Origin of the sequence: Anaerobacillus alkaliphilus, from assembly GCF_004116265.1 — a bacterium.
Taxonomy (GTDB): domain Bacteria; phylum Bacillota; class Bacilli; order Bacillales; family Anaerobacillaceae; genus Anaerobacillus; species Anaerobacillus alkaliphilus.
In genome coordinates this window covers 546,352-568,980 of sequence record NZ_QOUX01000001.1, presented here as the reverse complement: position 1 = coordinate 568,980, position 22,629 = coordinate 546,352, and the positions used below count along the sequence as shown (strand labels likewise).

Genomic DNA, 22,629 nt, shown 5'->3' with positions numbered 1-22,629 from the left:
TCCTAGTTACCATTTACATAATATAGCTAATCTCTTTTCTTAAGTCATAGATGTTGACCTTAACTTTGGCATAAGGTAATGGACGTTTAGTAAGAAAGAGTCTGAATTTTTCCCAGGTAAAAGATTTTCTTTGACTTCTTCTGTTGAGCCATTTAAACAATAGATACCCGATTTTATCTCTGAATTTGTTTACACTCGGGGTATTATCTGTGATGCAATAGTAGTTGTAATATCCCACAAGAGAGCGTCTAAATCTATCCATAATCATATGAATATCTTTGTTTCTATTAGACTTCAACCATTCTTTTGTTTCTTTAAGTTTGCTCTGGATCTTCTTCCTGCTTGTTTTCCGTTTCACACGAAATTTATCTTGTTTACTTTTACCACAATAATGTGTAAAACCTAGGAAATCAAAGGTTGCAGGTTTACTATTTCCCTTCTGGATTGCATCTTTCTCTGCATAACGCCCGAAGGGTATAATCTTAGTTTTATCCTCGGCTACTTCTAGATTGAACTTCTTCAATCTTGCCACAAGTGAATGGAAGAATTCTTGAGCTTCGCTCTTATATTGAAAACAACAAACAAAGTCATCTGCGTACCTCACAATGTATGCTTGCCCTTTACACTGTTGTCTAACCCTTTTCTCAAACCAAAGGTCGAGAACATAGTGGAGATACACATTGGCTAATATTGGCGAAATGACCCCACCTTGCGGTGTACCACTATTAGTCTTGTATTTCTTCCCTTCCTCCATATATCCACCTTTAAGAAATCTACCAATTACTCTTAGTAAATTAGGGTCAGCTATTCTCAGTTTTAAGAACTCCATCATCCATTTGTGATCAACGTTGTCAAAGAACCCTTTAATATCTACATCTACTACATAGTTTACTGATCTCTTTTCGATATAGTGGTTCAGTATTTTCAAAGCATCATGGCAATTACGATTAGGACGGAACCCAAAAGAGCAGTCTAGAAAATCATTTTCATAGATAGTGTTTAGTATCTTCGTAATCCCTCTTTGAACAATCTTATCTTCATGTTCCGGTATTCCCAACGGTCTTTTCTTATTTGAATTGAGCTTGGGAATGTACATCCTTCTTACGGGTACAGGACGATAGCTTTTGCTTTTAAGTCTACCAACTAAATCCTCTATGTTTTCTTTTAGGTTTTCATGGTATTGCTCTTTAGTGGTACCGTTGATCCCAGGAGCCTTCTTATTAGGCAATTCATGATGGCATCGAACTAGTGATTGCTCATTTAGTAAATGTGCAAGTGATGTAAACTTCATTTTAGGATCAGATTTTGCTAATTCTGCTATCCTTAGTAGTTCAGTTTCCATTTAATATCCCTACCTCTGTGTGTAGTAAATGTGTCCCTAGTAAGGGTGATAACTGGTAGCTAGCCTTCCCTCCATCGGCATTACCCAACTTCATTAGTACTACGCTGCTATCCGACTCCCTACACGGCATTTGGTTTCCTTGCTTGTTATCGCTTGTACACCATACTCTTCTATATAAAGAAAAGACCGGTAGGGTCTCCCGAGTTGCCGTACCATATCAATGTATGACGTGCCAAGGTCTCTGACTCCAGAGAGGCTTATCCTTCTCGCCTTTTACGAAGGATAGAATGTAGTTTTCTGCTATGCTTAAGGCATCAACCCTCTCGAATAACTAACATTATGGAGCTCAATCCCTTCAACCGCTTGGCTTTCGGCCCGCCATCTAACTGTCTACGCTTAAAGACTAAAGTTACCTTTAGCCCTCCAAGACTCGCTACGAGCGAATGGCTAGTTCTTACTCGACGGGAATCCCACCCGTTATATGATACGACCTAGGCTCGGCCGCACAAGCATCCGTTAGCACAACAACTAATCAATTTGTAATGAACTAAAATTGTTTCTAAGTTTCGGCAAAACTCTCTCTACAAAACTACCTGTATTCCTTTCGTCTATAAACATTGCTGTATATTCCTTATTACTATCGTCATCAGTAACGTGTTCCACCTCATAAATCAAGTACTCATGTTTTTCAATATCGTTCCCATTTGGGGTAATATAAGTTATAAAGTTCATCCCATCATTTTTTATTATTTTCATTAATTCCTGTTCAGTTTTAGGTCTATACCAATAAATATTTTTATGTGTCGCACCTTGAAATGACCAAAAATCACTTTTACATACTGCCCTATCCTGGATGAAATCCTTCCATTCTTTTTCTTCATTTTCCAGGTTCACTTCAAAATAAGGAAATAACAAATCCTCCACACTATTTGTAAAACAACGTAGAAACTTTACTAATTCTGAGTATCCTAAATCAAAATTTTTCACCATAAAATGTGGTGTTTTTCCGACTATCTCCATAAGAACAACTCCATTATTTGTTATTTCCTTATTATAAGGGCTTATTTTTATCTACTCAATAATGATGGAACTGAAGGTAAATTGCTACATTTCTTATTACTTCCTTCCCCAAAATCTTTCTATTTCATCAGAAGCAATATTGGTTTTATCCCCCATATATTTATATGATTTTTCTAATAAGTCCTTATCGTCTCCAAGGACTTCTAATATTGATACTTGCAGAACTTCTTTAACATCTATATCTCCTTCTACCGCCATTTTTTCTAATAACAGAAATATTTTTTTTATTTCTTCTTCATTATCTGTATCATCTTTTAGCAATTCAATTAATTTTACACAAATAGTGTCTCCGTAAAAAACATGGGCTAACAATTCGCCGTAATCATCTAAGTGTTCTTTAAGTGTTGCTTCATACTCAGGAAAGTTTTTCAAAAAATACTCAGTGAGTTTTTCTCTATTCAATTCATCTAACCTCCTATTTGTCACTTTGGCATATCTTTATAAAAACAGATAACCTTCTTCAAGTATTCTGCTCGTTAGCGTAAGTACACTTCTTCACAAACTTGATTTTAATCCCTAAATTATTTTAACATAAAATACCAGTTTCCTTGTGAGCTTTTTATAAGTTTGTTGTTCAAATCGAGAATTGGAAAGATATATTTTAGTTAAACTGTACATTGATTTGTACCCTTTTTGCGTATGTATACTGCTGAATATACATACGCAAATTCATCTACACCAAATTAAAATAACACTAATAATTTAGGATAAATCCTTTTATATCAATAAAAATTGCCTACCAAATTAACTAACAATTTGATAGGCAAATTACTACATTTCCTTTGTTTGAGATAGGCAACCGAACCCGTTATCGTATTTCGATCCTTTTTTGACATCTTGTAAGTTTCGAAAATCCTAGTAACTAATTTATACGGTATAACGGACATTCCAACTTTTGGGGAAATCTATTTTATTAGCATAAGCATAGCGAATTAACTGACCGTGATGCTGAACCTCATGTTCTAAAAGATCTAGTAACAACTCACTATTTATTTCTTCTACACTATTATCTTGAAAAAATCTCTCTAAGTTTGTGTAGGTTTCTTCCAATTTGTTAATGATTAAATTTTTAATATCACTATTATTTAGACTACAAGTAAAACCAGCCCATTTACCAATTTTCAAAGCATTTAAATAGCTTTCTCTTGCTCCAATAATACAATATGCTTGTTCTCCTATTGTATTTGAGGGTACATCTGATATTCTTAGTGCTAAACAGCCTTCATCCATGTGATTATAAAAGTCATAAGTTAAGCTCAATGCTTGTAAAATCCTTTGTTTCAGTATACCCACTCTTCATTCCTCCATCTATTTATATCGTGCTTTTCATTCGATCCCACATCATAATTTCACTTTAGAACTAGCTGTTCGAAAAGATTGGCACTTCCTACTTCCCACCTCCACGAAACGACAGCCGGTGAAAGGTATTAATAGATACAAACAAATCTTCTCCACTTACCTTATTCGTATTAGTTCCGAGAGGCAAATACATGGCATGATAGGTTTCCGGAACCCAGATATATCGATGAACATATTTTGTAAGAATAAAACCGCAAGATTGCCAAAATTGAATACGCCTTTTATTTTCTAGTGTCTCCTCTGACTCGGTCTCAATAATAATTTTCTGGTACCCATCAGCAATTGCTTTCTGTCCAAGGTACTCAACAAAGTGTTTGCCAAGTCCTTGACCTTGCTCTTTCTCAGATACCGCCAGATAGTCAATAATCATAACGCCATCAGAAACAAGCTTTCCTGTAAGCGCCATAACCACTGCCACCGACTTGTTGTACCCCACATGAAGTTCTGCAATGCCTTGGGCAAACATATTTTTAATGATCTTAACGGGCTTAGCACTCTTATCACCAAATGCTTCAAAATAAAGGGGACTCACATCCTGCCAAAGCTCCTCGTCCCAATTACATACGGTTCTAATTTCCATAAGGATTTCTCCCATCTAATGTGGTGTGCTTATGCAATTCTCCACTTATTCTACAACGGTTATTTTTCCAAAAAAATGCATAACTACTCCTCTCCCTACAAATAGTAAAACGTAGGAATTATAAAAAGGAGGTGCGAAAATGGACGCCCAACGCGCGCAAGAAATTTCTTCTTCACCAAACATGAAATCTGTCGAATATAACGGTCAAGAGGTTTACATTGAACATGTTGATCGTAGTAGCGGACTAGCTACGATTCATCCTTTAAATGAGCCAAATAATAAACAAAGCGTTTCAATTTCAGAATTAAGCGAAGCGTAAAACAAAACACCTTCAGCCACCTAGCTGAGGGTGTTCTTTGTTACAATATAAGGTGCCATAGGATATTCAAAACTATTTTACTCTGTAAAATATTGAAGTACCGTCCCTTTCCCGTTTTCTACTTCCACTTTTGCAAAAGCACCATTAATAAGTGTTAGTTGTGGTGGGACATGACCACAATCAATATCATAAATAATTGGAATTTGAAGCTCTTCGAACAGCTCTTGGTAAACGTCCTCGATTTCATAGCCACCAACTGAAGTATTAACATCACTTCTTCCGAACATAATTCCTGAACAATTTTCAAACCACCCCGCCAATTTCATTTGGACGAGAGTTCTTCGTAAATCCGTCGTTGATAGTTCACAATTCTCAAAATACCATAGGATAGGCTCTTCTTTAATATAATTTTTACTAAAGAAACGAACGTCCCCATATGGCGTACCAATCAAATGTCTAATAACATCAACGCACCCACCAAGTAAACGTCCACTCATCAGCACTTTTTTATCGGAAACTGATTTCCAGTTCGTCTCTTCTGTTAAATGAAACACACATGGGGATGGATGATCATGCTGCCACTCCTTCTGATACTTCTCAGAGGAATACTGAACAATTGAAGATCCAGTAGGCGTCTGCAACACTGACTTCCACATTGCAGTCGTTTCGTCGCTATAATTACCACGTAAATCTACTAAATTTGTTCCATGTGCTGTCGCTATTCCAGTTTTTAATGTAATCGCTAATAACAACAAACTTACATCAGAGTACCCCAGGATCCATTTTTCTTTCATATTTTCAAAGTCGATATGTTCTAATATCTCAATTAGAAGTTCGCCACCCCATGGTGGAATGATCATTTGAATTTCATCTTTTTTCATCATGTTATTAAATTCATCTGCCCGTTTCTTAGCAGGCGCTGACTTTGCCTTTTCCTGCGTCCAAACGGTTTCGCCACATTCGATGCGATAACCCTGCTCCACCATACGAGTACATGCTTCTTTTAACACCTGATGCAGTTCAGTCGGTACCCCCGAGGAAGGTGCAGTCACCCCTATTGTTATCGCTTGATTTAAAGCTGGATATCTGATCATAATCATTCTCCTTTACTAGGCATGCTACCTTCTTCTAAAATAGTCACCTTCCAAGAAATAATTGTTGTACTATCTTTACCATTTTTGTTCTCCACTTCAAGCAATAACGACTGAATTCCTTCGTAATGACAAGTTTTTTTAATCGTATTAGCAATTTCTACTGGATTAACAAATTGACTGTTCGGACACTCAACTAATCCGTCAGTCGCTAACAAGAAGTGATTACTTCCTTTTCTTAATTCTCTTGTTCCACTACTGTAGCAGGGAACTAGCTTTCGGAACGTATTTTCCTTCCCCACCCATTCATAGAATTGCCTTTGATTCAGCTGATACTGTCCTAAGGTTGCTAATTCGTGATGAAACAAGAAAAGGATGCAGTCACCAATTGAAAACCACCAAAGAAACTTTTCTTTTCTTACTACGATTAAGCAGGAAGTTTCTCCTTTTATATTTTCACATTTAGAAAGGAAATGCTCATTTTGAAAAATACCTACCATTGTACTTTCGAGTTTCTTAAAACTCGATGAAGCGAATGGTAGCGATAAAATGCTTTTTATTAGTTGTTCATTAGCCTCTATTTGTTTTACAACTGCTTCAGCACTTTCGGCTGTGGTATGGGCATCTAGGATCATCGCAAACTCCCAATCTTTATCTACCCATACTAGACATCCATCCTCATTCTTCGTTTGTCCAGCCCTAGAGCTTCCACCATGTCGACCAACAATCACTCTTCCGATCTCAATGCAGTTGGGCTGATCAATAAAATCTTCATCACTCCCAACCCAACTAAAGTCTTTTAACATAAACTATCATTCTCTAAATACTGTTTGATTCGCTGACATAACTCAACAACTTCATGATTAGTTCCCATAGGTGCATCCGCCCAGTCATAGACAGCCATTGGCCCCCAATATTCTTTTGGTGTACTAGGATAACGAGGTACGATGTGAAGATGAAGATGCGGTACAGCATCTCCTAGAACGTAAGAGTAGATATGTTCCGCCTTCTCGGTTTCTTGAAGTGCTTTACTAACTCTCGCTAACATCATTCCAAACACTTTTGCTTCTTCCATATTCATATCGCCAAGTGTTGGAACATGACGTTTCAAATCAATCATGATATGACCTAGATAATTTGGTTCCCCTTTTTTATCAATGTGACCAACAAATACGTACTCATCTTCATAAATTGTGACCCCTGATGTTTCAATTGAGCCAGCATGCTTATTACAAATAAAACAATTCTCCAACCGTAACCTCTCCTTTCTGATATTTTTAGTATTATAATACAACTAGCTATAGATTGGTATATTTTTCTATATAGTAGTTTAAAAACTAGTTTATTACAGTAAATGTATGGTTCCTTTAAGATTGATAAATGATCAAGTCGATATAATATTTCACATACATGCAAGTACCTCAGAATTATCATTTCTCGGAGCAAATTTTAGCAAAAAATGTTAAGAACAGATGAAAGACGGCTGTTATAGTGAATGTAGGGCAGGTGAAATCGCGTGGATTATGAAGTCCGAATACAACGAACCATTGATTATATTGAAGAGAATATACATGGACAAGTTACATTAATAGAATTAGCAGAGATTGCCTGCTTTTCTCCTTTCCATTATCACCGGGTTTTTCAGACAATGGTAGGGCTGTCTGTGATGGATTACGTCAGAAAAAGGCGACTTACAGTTGCTGCTGAGCGTTTATACTATACTGATGAAAAGGTAATAGATATTGCCTTAGATGTTGGTTTTCAATATCAAGAATCGTTTAATCGGGCATTCAAAAAATTCTACGGTATATCACCAAGGCAATACCGAGATGCCAAAAGATTTTCTGGGCCATTAATCGGAAAAGCTCCCCTAACTAAAACCCATTTTCTAGGAGGTACTATGGAACCGAAATTAGTTACGAAACCTGCATTTCACATTATTGGCTATGAGCTTAAAACAAGAAATCAAGAAGGGCAAAATAACAATGACATTCCTGAATTTTGGCAACAGTATTTGCAAAAAAAGTTAGGTTGCAATATTCCTAATCCCATCAATAAAAACCAGGAGCTAGGTATATGTACCAATTTCCAAGCTGAAACAGGTGAATTCGTCTATGTTATAGGAAAGGAAGTAGACGAGGGAACGGCAGCACCTGAGGGAATGGTTTATGTAAGTTTTCCTGAGTTAGAGTATGCAGTTTTCACTACTCCGAAGTCAGACGAAAGATCGTTCAGTTCTACTATTCAGTCCACCTAGAACAAAATCTTTTCTGAATGGTTTCCAAAATCGGACTATGAACATCATGGAACTCTGGAATTCGAATTATATGATGAAAGATGTCACAGTTCAGAGAACAAACAAATGGACATCTATATACCAGTTAAGAAATAGAAGGAAAAGAACTGATCCAACTTGGTGAGTGCCTTTACTAGTATTATGTATGAAATTCATTCCGTAAATAGATGAGTGGTTATACTCGTGAAGATGTAGTAATTATGTGTGGTACATTTTATATTGAGAAGGGTGATTGCGCTTATTTAAACTTCAAAAAGAAAAGGGTTGGTTAATTCCTCCTCCACTTCATAAAGAAGTGCCAGAATTAGTGCACGTTTTAAATTTCCACTTTAAGAAAAGGGTGCTACCCATGTTAGCACCCTAATTTTTGGGGAATTAACTTTTTTTCGGTGCCTGTGGCGGCTCCTCCATCCAACCCTTTTCGATCAGCATTGTTACCCCATCTTCAGCGAATTTTGCAACTTCTGCTGTTAACGCTTTGAATTTAACTCCAACATCTTTTCTCATTGAAGTGGCAAAGCCTATACCGTAATTACTCATCCCTTGAGAATTTAAAAACGTCACTAAGCTCAACATTAACTTTTCTGAAAATGGAGCTATTGTAGAAGATGTTATGCCAGCGTTCCATGTAGATACTACAGGGAGTTCTTCTTTTTTTAATATTGTTGCTAGAGTATCAATATGATCCTGAGAAATTTGCTTACCTTTTTTAAAGTAATCTTTTATGTCATTTGATTCAGTCACCTGAATAAAGCTATCCATCATCGTTTTACCAACTGTATTGGTCACGATATTGTAAAATATACTTCCTATTTCAGATCCGGTAAGTGGACGGGTATCCCCAAGCCACCCATTCAAAAAGCTTTCTTTTTTTATATACTCATTTTCAATTGGTACTGGAATATAAGGTGCCCTAACCCATAACCCCTTCTCTAACAGTAGCTTTCTTGAAGTGTTTAGTGTTGCAAGAGCGTCTTTGATAAATTCGCTGAAAAACGTAAATACATCTTCCCTAGCTATCGTATTAATTGCAATTGACCCGTAGTTTAAATTGCCCTTCGCGATAAACCATTGATAATATAAGATAAACGGGTCAGTATATAGCCTTTCAGTAGTCTTTGTAAGATCTGCTTCAGAATATCCTACAGGAACAGGCAACTGCTCTTCCGTAAAGATCTGCTTAAGTTGGTCAAGATACCTTACACTCGCGTTGAGGTTTAACTGATTTATTTTCTTAATTTCCTCATCTTCTACTATCGAATCAAAATAAGTTAATATGCAATAGTTCATGCATTGTGCTTGGTATGTATTCCATAAGTAACTCATTTCACTAGCCGTTAAATCAATATGATTTTGCTTCATGTGTGCACCTTCTTTGTCAACTATTCTTGTCAATTAATAGTATTTACAAGGTACAGGAATTTAAATCTTTAAAACACTTTTAATTCTACACCAAAGTGATCTGAGATCACTGGTTTATTATCACCATTGAAAATGACGTTCGAGCGACTAACAGGAATTTCTTGATTCGTAAAAATATAATCAATTCGTAAATCTTGTTTATTCTTGCTCCAACCAGCAATATTACCACTAACGGTTGTTCCTTTATCTTTCTCAGTAGCCATTTCGAAGGTGTCAACTAAGCCTTTTTGTAGCAAATAATCGTACCCCTCATTCCCTTTTGAAGCGTCGTTATTAAAGTCTCCGAGTAAGAAATATGCTTCATCGTGTGGAACGTGTTCCATTAATCTGTCGATCTGATCCTTAAAAGGCTCATCTTTATCATCCCACCATCCAAGATGACAAGTATAAAAAGATATTGCTTTCCCGTTATATTGAATTTTCACACCAACTATTTTTCTGGCTTTCCAATTTAAAGGATTGGTTGTCCTACTGACATAAAATGAGCTCGTTTCTTCTATTGGATGCTTGGTTATTATAGCAACTCCCTCCTCATAAGAGATATAGCCAATATGTGAAAAACTCCAAACTAAGCGATAATCATGAACGCCGATTGCCCTTAATTCGTTTAGTAAAACTTGCCCATAGTGATCCCTCTTAACTTCTTTATCAATTTTTTTCGAGAATATACTCTGACTCACTTCCTGAAGCGCAATCACATCATAAGCATTTTCTTTAATTGTTCGAGCCAATATTTTGATCTTTTGTAATTGGTTTTTCTCCCGCCACGAGTGACAGTTTAACGTTAATAATCTCATCATTAAAAGCTCCTTACCCTGCCTTTATAAAATAAGCATTACCCCACATCGTGAAGTAATGCTTATTTTTTATTTACCCGATTGCTTGCTGTAGTTTCGGAACACCATTCCCGTTGATTTAATCATCCCTAGCTTTTCATAATAAGGTTGTAACTCCTGATCACACATCAGATCGATCATATAAATATCCTCGAGCTGTTCCATCATCCTCTTCACCAATTCCTTACCAATTCCTCTGTTTTGATAATCTGGTAGAACTTCTAAAAAAGGAATGTAAGCAGATAACACCCCATCACTAATCGCCGTGATAAATCCTACAACTGAGTTTGACTCTTCATCCACCGCTAGTACAACATGACTACTATTTTCTAGTAACCTTAGATGAGTATCAGGTTGTGGCGGGTTTGGCCAACCAACAAAAAAGCCTTTTAACATTTCTAAACTAATTCCTTCTATCGAATGTTTATATAACATAAATTTTCCCCCATCTACTCTGTTGCAATTACAATCCTACTAATAAAATAACTGATAGTAATTGATATTACCAACAAAATTCCATAGTGTACTAAATGAAAGCCTACTTCCAAGTAAAATACTTGATCATAAAAAATAATTAGATTAGGTAGTAACAAACCTACAACACTAATCATGAATGCCCTTAACAGACCAAACCCTAAATGAGAGTATTTTTTCCTCTGAACTAACAATGTCAGTAAGCCTACTAACATGCAACTAAATACGTAAAAAAAATAGAACATAAAACACCTCTCTATTCCGACATAAGTTTTGCTGGATCTACATTCTCTCCCTCAAGTACTATTGCCTTCATGGTGTTATTTCCTGTTCCCGCAGCATGATTTTCTCCTTTTATCCAGAATGCTGCTTCGCCAGCTTTAATAGTGAGTTTCTCATCCGTTTCTCCGGTTACCCACCCTTCTCCCTCGATGACTAGAAAGAGCTGATTCGTCGTTGCCTCGTGTCGCCCAACTAAGCCGTACTTATCTATGTGCATACACCCTAATTGAAATTCTCCATGGTAATTACCAATTCTAGACATAACAAAATTAGAGCCAAATGCGTTAATTTGTTTGCCCACTTCTTGATTAAAGCGAAAAATTTTCATGAAAAACCTCCACAACGTGAATTAAGGTAATTTTTTATTTAATACCAGCGATTTTACCCATGTTTTTACAACAGAATCAGTTTCCGAATGCCGAAAAATATGTTCCTTAAAGGGAAATTCAGATGCAGTTACAGTCATCTTTGCAAGCGGCTTAACTGCAGTTTCACATATCCATTCGTCTTTAATTCCACCTGGTTTAAAGTCTTTCTTAGGCAAAAAATATATTGTACCATCACTCCAACATTCGCCATGAAAGTCTTTATTAAGCGAGAAATAATAATACCGCTTTATTCCCTTTTTTGTCGGCGAAGTTATGCAAAGGTTTCGTAAAGAGCCAACATAACCAACCCTATTTATAACCGCAAAGAACAGTGACCAAACTCCATCAGAAGCCGCAAAAACTGCTTTTACAGGCTTTCCATTAAAAAGTGTTTGTTTCCTCGGTTCGAAACTCACGATATCTGACTTATTTGTCCCATGCACCAACACATCTTTTGTTTCTATAAGGTAGTTTAAGAACATATACTTCGGATATCTACATTCAAACGGAACAATTTTTCCTTCAGCAGTGGATATATGGCGATCATAAATATCATCAAACTCATGAATAGTTTCTTTCGGTAAATCTAGTTCTGGCAATCTTAATAAATGGAGCTGATTTAGAATAAGTCGTTTCAGAAGAGTAAACATAACTATCCCCCATAGGCAAATGTATAAATTATATATTCAATAAAAACGAACTAATTCCTCTAGCAGCCTGAAAGATAAAAAAATAGGTACCTAACAGAAAAGTAAGTCACACGGGAAAATCCCATGTGACTTACTTTTTAAGCGTGTGTAGTTTCCAATAACTTCTCTATATCTAACTCTAAATCAATAATATCAGTTGTACACTCTAAGCGTTTCACTACTTCACCCTCTGGGCTAATTAAGAACTTCGTAAAGTTCCACTTGATTGAGTAATCGTCTACTAAATACTCTGGGTGTTTGTCGTTTAATAATGGAATTAGAATTTTTGCCACTGGATGGAACTTGTTAAATCCTTCAAACGGTTTAGAGTGTGATAGGTAGTGGAATAAAGGATGAGCATTTTCCCCACGTACGTCAATCTTTTGAAATAATGGGAAGCTAACTCCATAGTTTAATAGACAAGAAGCTTGAATTTTTTCATTATTGTCAGGCTCTTGATTATCAAATTGATTACAAGGAAACCCAAGAATAACGAAGCCTTTCTCTTTATAGCGATTGTATAATCGTTGTAAATCTTCATATTGATATGTAAATCCACATCTTCCAGCAGTATTAACAATTAATACTACCTTACCTTTATAGTCTTGAAGAGGTACTTCTCTTCCGTTCATAGCTACAGCTGAAAAATTATAAACATTCATTTGTGCGTCCTCCAAAGTTGTTAGTTTCGAACTAGGTCAATAGTTTGTATCTTTATTATAATCCGCCATAAAAATTAATCAACTATTCTGCTTAGAGTATTTTTAAAGGACTAAAGAAATAGTTCTTTAGTCCTTTAATCGCAATTCACTTGCATTCTTTATAATGACAACCTTATCCTGAAACTCTTCTAAAATCTGAAGGATTTCTGGTTTACTTTTTTTTTCAAAATGTGCATTCCAACTAAACATACTCTTAAAAATTTTAAAGCTAGGTTTATAATTGGCATTTTCTATCCCTAATTTTTGCCGACAGTACCTCGTAATGATGCGATACGTTCTTTTTGAATAGCTGGTGTCTAAAAATATAATGAGATCCGCTTTCTCGAAGCTTGGCTTCACCCATGTATGATGAACACCCTCAAGAATCCAAGTATCTTTTTGTACAATTTCCTGTAACTGGGCATCTCGTTCTTGATCATTTCTTCTCATATCACCAGTTGGAGACCTTTCCCATACAACATTATCTAACTCAAAAACTGGTATATGTAACGTAGAAGATAATTGCCTTCCAAGAGTTGTTTTACCGCTTCCTACAGAACCAATGATATGTATTCTCTTATAACGCACGTCTTTGCTCACCTTTAATCACGAAAAAACGAGTTCCCTTCCCACTCTTCCCTTAATAAGCCCATTCTGATCGAGTCATAATATTCACCGTTATAGAACCGGCATTTCCTAAGTCTTGCTTCCATGGTCATCCCAAGTTTTTCACCAACCTTAATCATTCGCTCATTTCCTGACCAGGTGGTATAGCCAACGCGAACTAATGGCATCGTTGTAAAAAGATGATTAATTAGAAATCGTATTGCTCGCGTCCCGAAACCTCCACTCCAATAGTTTGGATCGTAAATGACAATCCCCATTTCAAGCCAATTTGAAGGTTTATGCTCCCAATAATAGCCTAGGGTCCCTATCAGTTCATCGTCAACTAAAATAGCCCAGTGATCAATTTGGTCAACCCATTTTTTCTTTTCCCCCATAAAATCTTCATAAGGGACATGTTTATGCTCAAAATAAGGTGCATCCCATTTTTTCCACTCTGGCTCTTCTTTCCCATACATTAGCTGCCAAAGCCGCGGTAAGTCTTGTTCATTAATCGACCTTATTACTAATTCATTTTCTTTATAGTACATGCTAATCCTCCACTTTATTACTAAATGTTAACGATTGATCTTTTTGAATAAGAAAATTAAATTCCCATTCTCCGTGTAAGTAAGTACGGTTTTCCTTTGCAAACCATTCCTTCGAAAAAGGTTCTATCTCATTATTATTTATCCTAAAAAGCTCGTAAAGCTGAATGATAATCTCATCTTCATTTCCTAGTAACGGCAGTAAATGTAGCTCTCCTTTGCTCACACCACCAGGTTCGATCTCCATTAGAATATCTTCAGATGCAGTAAAAGGACCTATCATACTATCCCTATAGCTGAAACGATAATGTTCGAAAAAATAATTGTGCTCTTGATTTAGATCTCGAATTTCAAAGTACACAATAATTCTATCTCCAACATCAGCATGAGTAATCGTAAAATCGATGTGATGATCCTCTTCTACCTCAAGATCAACCTCCTCTGCGACAACTTCAATCGTTACTACTTCTGGCTCATCTTTAAACAAGGCGAGGTAACCGCTATAAATAGCCACAATGATACAGAGAACAATGAGACTAAAGAGTAAAGCAGACCTAAGCCATTTAGGTGATTTAGTTGAGTTAGCTTCCTGATCTGTTTTATTAATAATTGCATCAAGTTTAGTCGCACAAACCTCACACGTAGCCAAATGTTCATTCGTTGCCTTGTAGTCTGCAAAACTTAAATTTCCCTTATGATAATCTTCTAACTTCCTTTTTCCGATTGGACAGTTCATGATGTCACCTACCATTGGTGTATTTTCTATCCACGTTTTATGTCAAATGTATTCATTTTTCAAGGATTTAAAACCAAAATTTACAGACTCTAAATACTTTTCTCTATGTATTGAGAAATTCCTTCCTAAAGATAAGAAGGATATTTTAAAATAAACTAAGAATTAGATAGTATTCAACAATGAGAGGTGATTACAATTCCAAAAGTACTATTAACGTTCCCGAATGGGAGACATAAAGTTTTGACGATGAGTTATGATGATGGGAAACATGCAGACAGAAAGTTACTCTCTATTTTTAACCGACATGGAATAAGGGGAACTTTCCACCTGAATTCAGGATTAACCGAGACTGATGATGAGCGCATTTCAAAACAGGACATACCTGAGCTTTACAAAAATCACGAGGTATCAGCTCATACGGTGACACACCCTACCATTGAAAGATCACCGCGAGAACAACTAATCGAGGAAATCATTGAAGACCGTAAAGGATTAGAAAGCATTGTTGGTTACACTGTTAGAGGTCTTTCCTACCCAAACGGTTCTTATAACAAGAAAATTAAAGACATGTTGCCACATCTCGGGATCGAGTACGCGCGCACCGTAAAGAGTACCGGCACGTTTTATATGCCAGATGACTTGTATGAGTGGAATCCAACCTGCCATCACAACCATCAATTACTTGACTTAGCAAAGGAATTTATTGGTTTACATAAGCAACAATACTTGTACATGATGTACGTCTGGGGACACAGTTACGAATTTGATAGGGATCAAAACTGGGATCTTATCGAAGATTTTTGCCAATTAATTGGTGGCCGTGATGACATTTGGTATGCAACTAATATTGAAATCATTGACTACGTAAAGGCATTCCATAACCTGAAGTTCTCAGCTAACAGTCAATTTGTGTACAATCCAAACGCTATGTCTATTTGGCTTAGAGTCGAAGATGACATTATTGAAGTAAAAGGTGGCGAACAACTTTCGTTAATGTAAGTTAATAATTACTGTTATTATGAGGAAAATAACAAATAATCATCACTGTGCATACCTACAAAGGAAGTGGACGTATTGAACAATTTATTTAGTGTACAAAACAAGGTCGTTTTCATAACAGGCTCCACAAGAGGAATCGGTCTAAGTTTAGCAAAAGGATTTGCCGACGCCGGGGCAGTTGTTGTTATTAATGGTCGGAACCAATCTGAAGTTGAAACTATCGTTAAGCTTATCAAAAGCACAGGTGGTAAAGCCTATGGTGTAGCTTTTGATGTAACAGAAAGAGACTCCGCTGCAAAAAACATCCAGAACATTGAACAAGAAGTAGGTCCAATAAGTGTCCTTATTAATAATGCAGGCATCCATAGACGTGGTCCACTTGAAGAACTAAGCATTGACGATTGGAAAACCGTCATAGAAGTTAACCTCAGTTCTGCCTTTTATGTTTCTCAGATAGTCTTCTCTTATATGAAAGATAGAAAAAAAGGAAAGATTATTAATATCACTTCGCTAAATGCAGAGAAAGCTCGCCCAAACATAGGCAATTACTCTGCCGCCAAAGGTGGACTGAAAATGTTAACAAAGTCCATGGCAACAGAGTGGGGCAAATACAACATTCAAACGAATGCGATAGGACCAGGATATTTTAAAACAGATCTTACAGAACACCTCGTCAACGATCCGGAATTTGATCGTTGGGTCAAAAGCGAAGTGCCACTGCAGCGCTGGGGCATGCCAGAAGAATTAATCGGTACAGCTATATACCTTGCCTCAGATGCTTCAAACTACATAAATGGTCATACCATTTACGTTGATGGCGGTTGGCAAGCCTCTCTCTAAGGTCAAAGGAGAAGTGTAACAACTTCTCCTACTCTTCCTTAACTAGCTATTCTTGTAATAACTTGTCCGCTTGTTTGACATTTTCTTTTAGATAACTAGGCAGATCTGCATGATTTAAAATTTCTGCCGTTGTCATCCAAATGACTTCGTCAACTTCATCTGAGCTTTTGGCGTACGGTTCACCTTTTGTATGTTGACATAGAAAAACGATGTCGATGACATGTAGTCCTGCATCTGTAACGAAGGAAGAACTATTTACATACCTTACGTCATTTGTGACTTCTACCCCAACCTCTTCAGAGACTTCTCTTTGTAACGTTCTCTCCAAAATATCGGTAGAAAAACCCTCCAGTTCACACTTTCCGCCGACGAGAGCAAGAGAACCTCCTTCATGTTCTTCTTTCTCACTTCTACGAATTAAAAGCCATTTTCCATCACGATAGATTGCAGCTTCAACATTTACTATAAACATGAAATTGTCCCCCAGTTACTAAATTCCCACGATCTTACTTCTTCTCTCTAAAAATAGATTATCTCGCCAAACGCCATTCATTTTTCCAATGCGCTCACGAACACCTACTTCCCTGAAGCCAAATTTCTTGTGGAGTTGAATACTCGCTGAATTTTCTGGAAAGATCCCAGATTGTAGTGTCCAAAAGCCTTGTTCTTCGCTAGCTACAATTAGTGCTTCCATTAATAAGCTGCCAACGCCAGCGCCTTTGCTGTTAGCACCTACATAGACACTAACTTCAGCTACCCCATTGTACACACACCTACTAGACACAGGTGACAGTGCACACCATCCCAAAATGACCCCGTTTGTTTTGGCTACTAAACGACATTCCTTTACATGACTCTGATCCCATTCTTCCCACGTAGGTACCTCTTGTTGAAATGTAGCATTGCCAGTTTTAATGCCTTCTAAGTAAATTTGTTCCACTTGTTCCCAGTCTTCTTTTAGCATGTTTTCAATTTTTATTGGATTATTCATATTCATCATCACCACCTTACATATTCGCTCCCACATGACAATTACCCTTCTAAAGGAAAAAGCTGACAAATGTCAGCTTATTTTCCAAATATGATTTGCCCTTTTTTCTTGAAGCTTGTTAAATCATGTGCTTCAATTTTGTGGTTAGATAATGTGTAAAGATTGTCACCGATATACATTAGTCTAGAAATATGCCTCTGATAGTCCCAATTCTTATCAGATATTACATCCTCATAATGACTAATTCGATTTTTTAACTCAAACCCTTTTTCAAGATCAAGACCGTAAATATAAGCTCCTTGGAAAGTGAATTGTGGATACATAGATCGGTCACTTCCTTTTTTCTCATAAACATCGATTGGAAAACCGATAATATTTTTTGATTTAGAATAAAGTAAGGCTTTATGGTTGTATAACAACTCTGAATGTGTTCCACTATCACCAATAATCTCCACAAACTTCTCTTTAGGGTTGTTTACATCAGTGATGTCAAACAACGCCATTTTAAAACCACGAACCATCGCTCCGTTTTCAATTTCTTCCGTATCTTTTCCAAAACCAATAATATGGTGTTCATCGTAAGGGTGAAGATAGTCGCTGAAGCCTGGGATTTTCAATTCTCCGAGAATGGTTGGGTTCTTCGGATCTTGTAAATCAAGGACAAATAAAGGATCTACTTGCTTAAACGTAACAATGTAACCACGATCCCCCATGAAACGAGCGGAGTATATCCTCTCGCCTTCAGCAATCCCGGTAATTGAACCCACTACTTCTAGCTTGTCGTCTAAAACAAACAATAGATTTTCAGAAGGATTGGTATCCGACCACATATTCCCCTTCGTTGTTGCAATACGGAAGTGACCGTTGTGTTCATCCATGGAAAATTGATTTAACAATGCTCCCTCAACCTTACCTTCAGCACGAAATACGACTTTCCCACGATCTAAGCCAAATTTGTAGATGATCGTGTCCTGGTTTGTTGGTGGATTAAAAATACGAGTTGCTATTTTCTCAATTGGGCCTTCTTCATATTGATGATCTGTTCTTGTCACATATAAATTCTCATGAGAAGAATAGATCGTACTACCTGCCCCAAGATAAGACTGAACATTAATTGGTTCGTTTGGTTTTCCTAGATCAATCCCTGTGACAATCAAATAGTTCTCTTCTAATGAACCAGGAAAGTAATAGATATCCTCCCAACCAATCACTTGAGGCTCATCAGAAACTGCTGGATCATGAAAACTAGGTTTCATATCCTCTAACAATTGTTCCTTTTCTGCTTTGCCACGAGTTTCATTTAATAGAAAATATGGTAGATGCTTATTTGTAACAATATATAACGAGTCGCTAATTTTTCTTGAAGATTGATAATAACCTTCCACTTCCGCTTCACGGATGAGTGTTAAGTTACTACGATCGTTAAGCTGATAGATTTTAATAGATGTAAAATCTTTGTGATAGTAACCTTTTGTGTCGTACACTGTTTTTCTTCCAATTAAAACTAGGTGTTCTTCATCTACATACATCTCGTACGGATAAAAGCTGTTATAATCAAATTTTTCTGAGTAGACAACCTTCATCTCTTCCACTGGGTTTACCGTTGAAATGACGAGCTCTTCATCTCTTAATTGATAAATAAAAGATCCATCATTTTTTATCCGGTCGGCCTCATCAACACCCTCGACTTGAACGTTCGTTGATGAATGATCAAATCCACCGTCAAGCGCCACACTCTCATTTTTCAGACCAGCTCGCCCAAATTCCATTGCTGTTTCTTCTACAGCTTCGTAAATTCTTCGTTGCTTTTTCGTTACCTCTTCCACTAAATTCTGAAAATTTTCTAAAGAACCAACTGTGGGTAGCTCAGTTCCATAGGCTTGTTGAGTCGGTTCATTTTTATTAACTAATAGACCTATTGATAGTAGTAGAACAATTGCGACTGAGGCAATAATCACCTTTTTCACTGCTAGCACCTCTCTTTTTCCCTTTATTCATTAGACGACTGTTGGACTAGAAAGTTTCAAACAATTAAATAAACTTGTAATTCCACTAGAATAAACTTACAATTAAAGTAAAAAAACGAACTTAAAAAGGATTAATCTATGACAATACAGCAAAGTAAGGACCTTATCCTTGAAATAGAAAGATTAAGTCAAATCAATCAATTAATCTTAGATTCAGTTGCAGAAGGTATCTATGGAATTGATCTAAATGCAAAGGTTATTTTTTGGAATAAATCAGCCGAAATCCTAACTGGATATAAAATAGAGGATTTCGAAAATGATAACTTACACGATTTAATACATCACACGAACCCTGCTGGGGAACATGTGCCCGTAGTCGAATGCCCCGTTTATCACGCGTTAAATAATGGTACAAGCTTATATGTAACAGACGATATTTTCTGGAGAAAAGACGGAACATCTTTCCCTGTTGAATTTACAATCAAACCTATGGTTGAAAAAGGTACGCAGGTTGGGACAGTGATCACCTTTAGAGACATCACTGAAAAGTTACAAACCGAGGAACTAATTCTACAGTGGGAAAAACTTTCAATGGTTGGTCAAATGGCGGCAGGCGTAGCACATGAAATCCGAAACCCGCTAACATCTCTTAAAGGATTTTTGCAGTTAATGAAGTCAAATAAAGTCTTTAATGATCAATACTATGACATTATGAGTTAAAATAAGGAAACGAAAGACAGACATCATTATTGATATAGAAGACAATGGAATAGGCATGTCTAATGAACAGCTAAATAATTTAGGAACTCCATTTCATACAACCAAACCGGACGGGACTGGTTTAGGAATGATGGTTACCAATAACATTATTAAAAATAATCATAAGGGTACTATTTATATCGATAGCCAACAAAATCATGGAACTACATTTAAAATCTATCTACCAATTAAACCAGATATTGAATTTTAATATAGAAAAACGTGCAAACCGGTGAGACTGTTTGCACGTTTTTGATTAGAAAATCTTTAACTCTTTAATTCTCTTGGCTGCCTCAACTAAGATTTCTTCATCGCTCAATAAACCTACTCGGACATACCCTTCTCCATACGTGCCAAAGCCATTCCCAGGAGCAACAACTACTCTCGCTTTTTCTAAAAGTAGATCAGCAAACTCCTCAGATGTATAGCCTTCAGGAACTGGTAACCATGCAAAAAACGATCCCATTGGCGCTTTTACATCCCAACCAATCTCCTGTAAAGCTTGAATAAATGTATCTCTTCGTTTTTCATAAGTTGCAACTAGTTCCTCTACGCAAACTTGAGAGCCTAGTAGCGCCTCGGCTGCAGCTTCTTGAATACCACCAAACAAACTACAATGGTAGTGATCTTGAATCATATTTAGCGCTTCTATCACGCTCGTGTTTCCAACTGCAAAACCAATGCGCCATCCAGCCATGTTGTAGGTTTTCGACATTGTCATCATTTCAACACCAACGTTTTTGGCACCTGGTATCTCTAAAAAACTTATTGGCTTTTTTCCTTCGAAGCCAATTGCACCATACGCAAAGTCGTGAACGATACAAATATCGTGTTGGTCTCCAAGCGCCACTGCTTCTTCAAATAATTCCCTTGTCGCTACCGCACCTGTAGGATTGTTTGGGTAATTTAAGAACATCAGTTTAGCTTGGTCGAGTGAGGCTTCACTTATCTTTGAAAAGTCAGGTAAAAACTCATTTTCTTCGAGTAACGGCATGAACTCCATCTTTGCTTGTGCAAGGCTAATTCCTGACCAATAGTCAGGGTAACCGGGATCTGGTACTAATGCAACGTCATCTTTGTTTAATAGACACTGACTGATCTCTACTAGTCCTGCTTTCGCCCCAAAAAGCACAGCTACTTCTGTTTCAGGATCTAAGTCCACCCCATACTCCCGCTTATAATATGTACAAACTGCCTCTTTCAAAAATGAGTAACCACGAAATGGCGAATACTTATGATACTTTGGATTTTCAGCCGATTGTTGCAACGCTTTGATAATATGGGCTGGCGTCGGTTGATCCGGATTTCCTTGTCCTAAATTAATGACATCGTCATGAACAAGTTTTACTTTCTCTACCTTCTTTACAAGCTTTGCAAAAAACTGTTTTGGCAAATTCGCTAGAATATCAGATTGTGTGAACTGCTTCATAAAGGCACCCCTTTCGTTAAGTATAAATTCATTATATTACAACTTATAATAGAAGTAGAGCTAGTTTATAAGTTGCGTGCACTAACTTTCCTCTATACGCGTACTTTCCAATTACTAGAAGAATTGTGTAAGCGGCAAGCTTCTTGTTACTCCTTTTTTTCCAATTAATAGGAGAATTTTGTCAGCGGTAACCTTCTTGCTACTCCTATTTTCCAGTTAATAGGGGAATTGCGTAAGCGGCAAGCTTCTTGTTACTCCTATTTTCCAATTACTAGGGGAATTGTGTAAGCGACAACCTTCTTGTTACTCCTATTTTCCAGTTAATAGGGGAATTGTGTCAGCGGTAATCTTCTTGATACTCCTATTTTCCAGTTATTAGGAGGATTACGTCAGCGGCAACCTTCTTGTTACTCCCATTTTCCAATTACTAGGGGAATTGCGTAAGCGACAATCCTCTTGTTACCCCTATTTTCCAGTTAATAGGGAAATTGTGTCAGCGGTAATCTTCTTGTTACTCCTATTTTCCAGTTACTAGGAGGACTACGGCAGCGGCAAGCTTCTTGTTACTCCTTTTTTCCAATTAATAGGAGAATTTTGTCAGCGGTAACCTTCTTGCTACTCCTATTTTCCAGTTACTAGGAGGATCACGTAAGTGGCAAGCTTCTTGTTACTCTTATTTTCCAATTACTAGGAGAATTGCGCAAGCGGCAACCTTCTCGTTACTCCTATTTTCCAATTACTAGGGGAATTGTGTCAGCGGCAAGCTTCTTGTTACTCCTATTTTCCAGTTACTAGGGGAATTGCGTAAGCGGTAACCTTCTTGCTACTCCTATTTTCCAGTTACTAGGATGATTGCGTAAGCGGCAAGCTTCTTGTTATCTTTCTATTCCAGTTACTAGGAGAAACTCACAAGAACAT

At 37.0% G+C, this 22,629-nt stretch carries 27 protein-coding genes and 1 pseudogene; 6 read left to right on the top strand and 22 right to left on the bottom strand.

The genetic code is table 11. The features are described from left to right. Positions 1–13 precede the first annotated feature (13 nt). From ltrA to DS745_RS03020, 5 genes are all read right to left on the bottom strand, one after another. Positions 14–1,342, bottom strand: coding sequence for a group II intron reverse transcriptase/maturase (gene ltrA, locus DS745_RS03040; RefSeq protein ID WP_129076720.1), 1,329 nt, complete (start codon positions 1,340–1,342; stop codon positions 14–16). Between the two features lie 528 nt (positions 1,343–1,870). Next, positions 1,871–2,362, bottom strand: a complete 492-nt coding sequence (locus DS745_RS03035) for a hypothetical protein (RefSeq protein WP_129076719.1) — start codon at positions 2,360–2,362, stop codon at positions 1,871–1,873. Positions 2,363–2,458: 96 nt separating this feature from the next. After that, a complete protein-coding gene (locus DS745_RS03030) occupies positions 2,459–2,824 on the bottom strand; it encodes a DUF7674 family protein (protein ID WP_129076718.1) in 366 nt (121 codons plus the stop codon). 465 nt (positions 2,825–3,289) lie between these two features. Further along, on the bottom strand, positions 3,290–3,715 hold the full coding sequence (locus DS745_RS03025; RefSeq protein WP_129076717.1) for a hypothetical protein: 426 nt from the start codon (positions 3,713–3,715) through the stop codon (positions 3,290–3,292). A 94-nt stretch (positions 3,716–3,809) separates the two neighbouring features. After that, positions 3,810–4,361 (bottom strand): GNAT family N-acetyltransferase, encoded by a 552-nt coding sequence (locus tag DS745_RS03020; RefSeq protein WP_161568156.1) that lies wholly within the window; start codon positions 4,359–4,361, stop codon positions 3,810–3,812. A 139-nt stretch (positions 4,362–4,500) separates the two neighbouring features. Here DS745_RS03020 and DS745_RS03015 point away from each other — a divergent pair, with 139 nt between their 5' ends. Further along, positions 4,501–4,680, top strand: coding sequence for a small acid-soluble spore protein H (locus DS745_RS03015; protein WP_129076715.1), 180 nt, complete (start codon positions 4,501–4,503; stop codon positions 4,678–4,680). Positions 4,681–4,757: 77 nt separating this feature from the next. On the opposite strand, the gene DS745_RS03010 is transcribed toward DS745_RS03015, so the two are convergent. Genes DS745_RS03010 through DS745_RS03000 form a run of 3 tightly spaced genes read right to left on the bottom strand, consistent with a single transcriptional unit; the run spans position 4,758 to position 7,023 of the window. Further along, entirely contained in the window at positions 4,758–5,774 is a 1,017-nt protein-coding gene (locus DS745_RS03010) for a S66 family peptidase (RefSeq protein WP_129076714.1), read from the bottom strand. Positions 5,775–5,776: 2 nt separating this feature from the next. Then, positions 5,777–6,577, bottom strand: coding sequence for a PP2C family serine/threonine-protein phosphatase (locus DS745_RS03005; RefSeq protein WP_129076713.1), 801 nt, complete (start codon positions 6,575–6,577; stop codon positions 5,777–5,779). Further along, on the bottom strand, positions 6,571–7,023 hold the full coding sequence (locus DS745_RS03000; RefSeq protein WP_129076712.1) for an HIT family protein: 453 nt from the start codon (positions 7,021–7,023) through the stop codon (positions 6,571–6,573). Before DS745_RS03000 ends, DS745_RS03005 begins: the two co-directional genes overlap by 7 nt. Positions 7,024–7,287: 264 nt before the next feature. On the opposite strand from DS745_RS03000, the pseudogene DS745_RS02995 reads away from it, so the two are divergent. After that, positions 7,288–8,163, top strand: a pseudogene (locus DS745_RS02995) (AraC family transcriptional regulator). 279 nt (positions 8,164–8,442) lie between these two features. On the opposite strand, the gene DS745_RS02990 reads toward DS745_RS02995, so the two are convergent. The 10 genes from DS745_RS02990 to DS745_RS02945 form a co-directional block, all read right to left on the bottom strand. Beyond that, positions 8,443–9,429, bottom strand: a complete 987-nt coding sequence (locus DS745_RS02990; RefSeq protein ID WP_129076711.1) for a DUF3231 family protein — start codon at positions 9,427–9,429, stop codon at positions 8,443–8,445. 68 nt (positions 9,430–9,497) lie between these two features. Then, complete coding sequence (locus tag DS745_RS02985; protein ID WP_129077029.1) at positions 9,498–10,286, bottom strand: endonuclease/exonuclease/phosphatase family protein; 789 nt, start codon at positions 10,284–10,286, stop codon at positions 9,498–9,500. Positions 10,287–10,355: 69 nt separating this feature from the next. Next, positions 10,356–10,760, bottom strand: a complete 405-nt coding sequence (locus DS745_RS02980; RefSeq protein ID WP_129076710.1) for a GNAT family N-acetyltransferase — start codon at positions 10,758–10,760, stop codon at positions 10,356–10,358. Between the two features lie 14 nt (positions 10,761–10,774). Then, complete coding sequence (locus DS745_RS02975; RefSeq protein ID WP_129076709.1) at positions 10,775–11,044, bottom strand: hypothetical protein; 270 nt, start codon at positions 11,042–11,044, stop codon at positions 10,775–10,777. A gap of 11 nt (positions 11,045–11,055) precedes the next feature. Beyond that, positions 11,056–11,409, bottom strand: coding sequence for a cupin domain-containing protein (locus DS745_RS02970; protein ID WP_129076708.1), 354 nt, complete (start codon positions 11,407–11,409; stop codon positions 11,056–11,058). Between the two features lie 21 nt (positions 11,410–11,430). After that, positions 11,431–12,099, bottom strand: coding sequence for a hypothetical protein (locus tag DS745_RS02965; RefSeq protein WP_129076707.1), 669 nt, complete (start codon positions 12,097–12,099; stop codon positions 11,431–11,433). 137 nt (positions 12,100–12,236) lie between these two features. Next, complete coding sequence (locus DS745_RS02960) at positions 12,237–12,800, bottom strand: glutathione peroxidase (RefSeq protein WP_129076706.1); 564 nt, start codon at positions 12,798–12,800, stop codon at positions 12,237–12,239. Between the two features lie 126 nt (positions 12,801–12,926). Further along, on the bottom strand, positions 12,927–13,427 hold the full coding sequence (locus DS745_RS02955) for an AAA family ATPase (RefSeq protein WP_129076705.1): 501 nt from the start codon (positions 13,425–13,427) through the stop codon (positions 12,927–12,929). Between the two features lie 14 nt (positions 13,428–13,441). Next, a complete protein-coding gene (locus DS745_RS02950) occupies positions 13,442–13,993 on the bottom strand; it encodes a GNAT family N-acetyltransferase (protein WP_129076704.1) in 552 nt (183 codons plus the stop codon). Between the two features lies 1 nt (position 13,994). Continuing rightward, positions 13,995–14,726 carry a hypothetical protein gene (locus DS745_RS02945; RefSeq protein WP_129076703.1) on the bottom strand — a complete coding sequence of 244 codons (732 nt, stop codon included), beginning with the start codon at positions 14,724–14,726 and terminating at the stop codon, positions 13,995–13,997. Between the two features lie 195 nt (positions 14,727–14,921). Here DS745_RS02945 and DS745_RS02940 point away from each other — a divergent pair, with 195 nt between their 5' ends. Continuing rightward, positions 14,922–15,725 (top strand): polysaccharide deacetylase family protein, encoded by an 804-nt coding sequence (locus tag DS745_RS02940; protein WP_129077027.1) that lies wholly within the window; start codon positions 14,922–14,924, stop codon positions 15,723–15,725. Positions 15,726–15,791: 66 nt separating this feature from the next. Then, complete coding sequence (locus DS745_RS02935) at positions 15,792–16,565, top strand: glucose 1-dehydrogenase (RefSeq protein WP_206662909.1); 774 nt, start codon at positions 15,792–15,794, stop codon at positions 16,563–16,565. A gap of 46 nt (positions 16,566–16,611) precedes the next feature. Here DS745_RS02935 and DS745_RS02930 read toward each other — a convergent pair whose 3' ends face one another. From DS745_RS02930 to DS745_RS02920, 3 genes are all read right to left on the bottom strand, one after another. Then, the gene (locus tag DS745_RS02930; RefSeq protein WP_129076701.1) at positions 16,612–17,037 is read right to left on the bottom strand and encodes an NUDIX domain-containing protein; all 426 of its coding nucleotides are present in this window, start codon (positions 17,035–17,037) and stop codon (positions 16,612–16,614) included. An 18-nt stretch (positions 17,038–17,055) separates the two neighbouring features. Next, positions 17,056–17,556 (bottom strand): GNAT family N-acetyltransferase, encoded by a 501-nt coding sequence (locus tag DS745_RS02925; protein ID WP_129076700.1) that lies wholly within the window; start codon positions 17,554–17,556, stop codon positions 17,056–17,058. Positions 17,557–17,633: 77 nt separating this feature from the next. Continuing rightward, positions 17,634–19,523 (bottom strand): beta-propeller domain-containing protein, encoded by a 1,890-nt coding sequence (locus DS745_RS02920; protein WP_129076699.1) that lies wholly within the window; start codon positions 19,521–19,523, stop codon positions 17,634–17,636. Positions 19,524–19,661: 138 nt separating this feature from the next. Here DS745_RS02920 and DS745_RS02915 point away from each other — a divergent pair, with 138 nt between their 5' ends. Together DS745_RS02915 and DS745_RS02910 are read left to right on the top strand one after the other, a co-directional pair. Beyond that, positions 19,662–20,243 carry a PAS domain S-box protein gene (locus DS745_RS02915; protein ID WP_129076698.1) on the top strand — a complete coding sequence of 194 codons (582 nt, stop codon included), beginning with the start codon at positions 19,662–19,664 and terminating at the stop codon, positions 20,241–20,243. 55 nt (positions 20,244–20,298) lie between these two features. Continuing rightward, on the top strand, positions 20,299–20,493 hold the full coding sequence (locus DS745_RS02910) for an ATP-binding protein (protein ID WP_161568176.1): 195 nt from the start codon (positions 20,299–20,301) through the stop codon (positions 20,491–20,493). A gap of 45 nt (positions 20,494–20,538) precedes the next feature. Here DS745_RS02910 and DS745_RS02905 read toward each other — a convergent pair whose 3' ends face one another. Next, the gene (locus DS745_RS02905; protein WP_129076696.1) at positions 20,539–21,711 is read right to left on the bottom strand and encodes a pyridoxal phosphate-dependent aminotransferase; all 1,173 of its coding nucleotides are present in this window, start codon (positions 21,709–21,711) and stop codon (positions 20,539–20,541) included. Between the last annotated feature and the right edge of the window lie 918 nt (positions 21,712–22,629).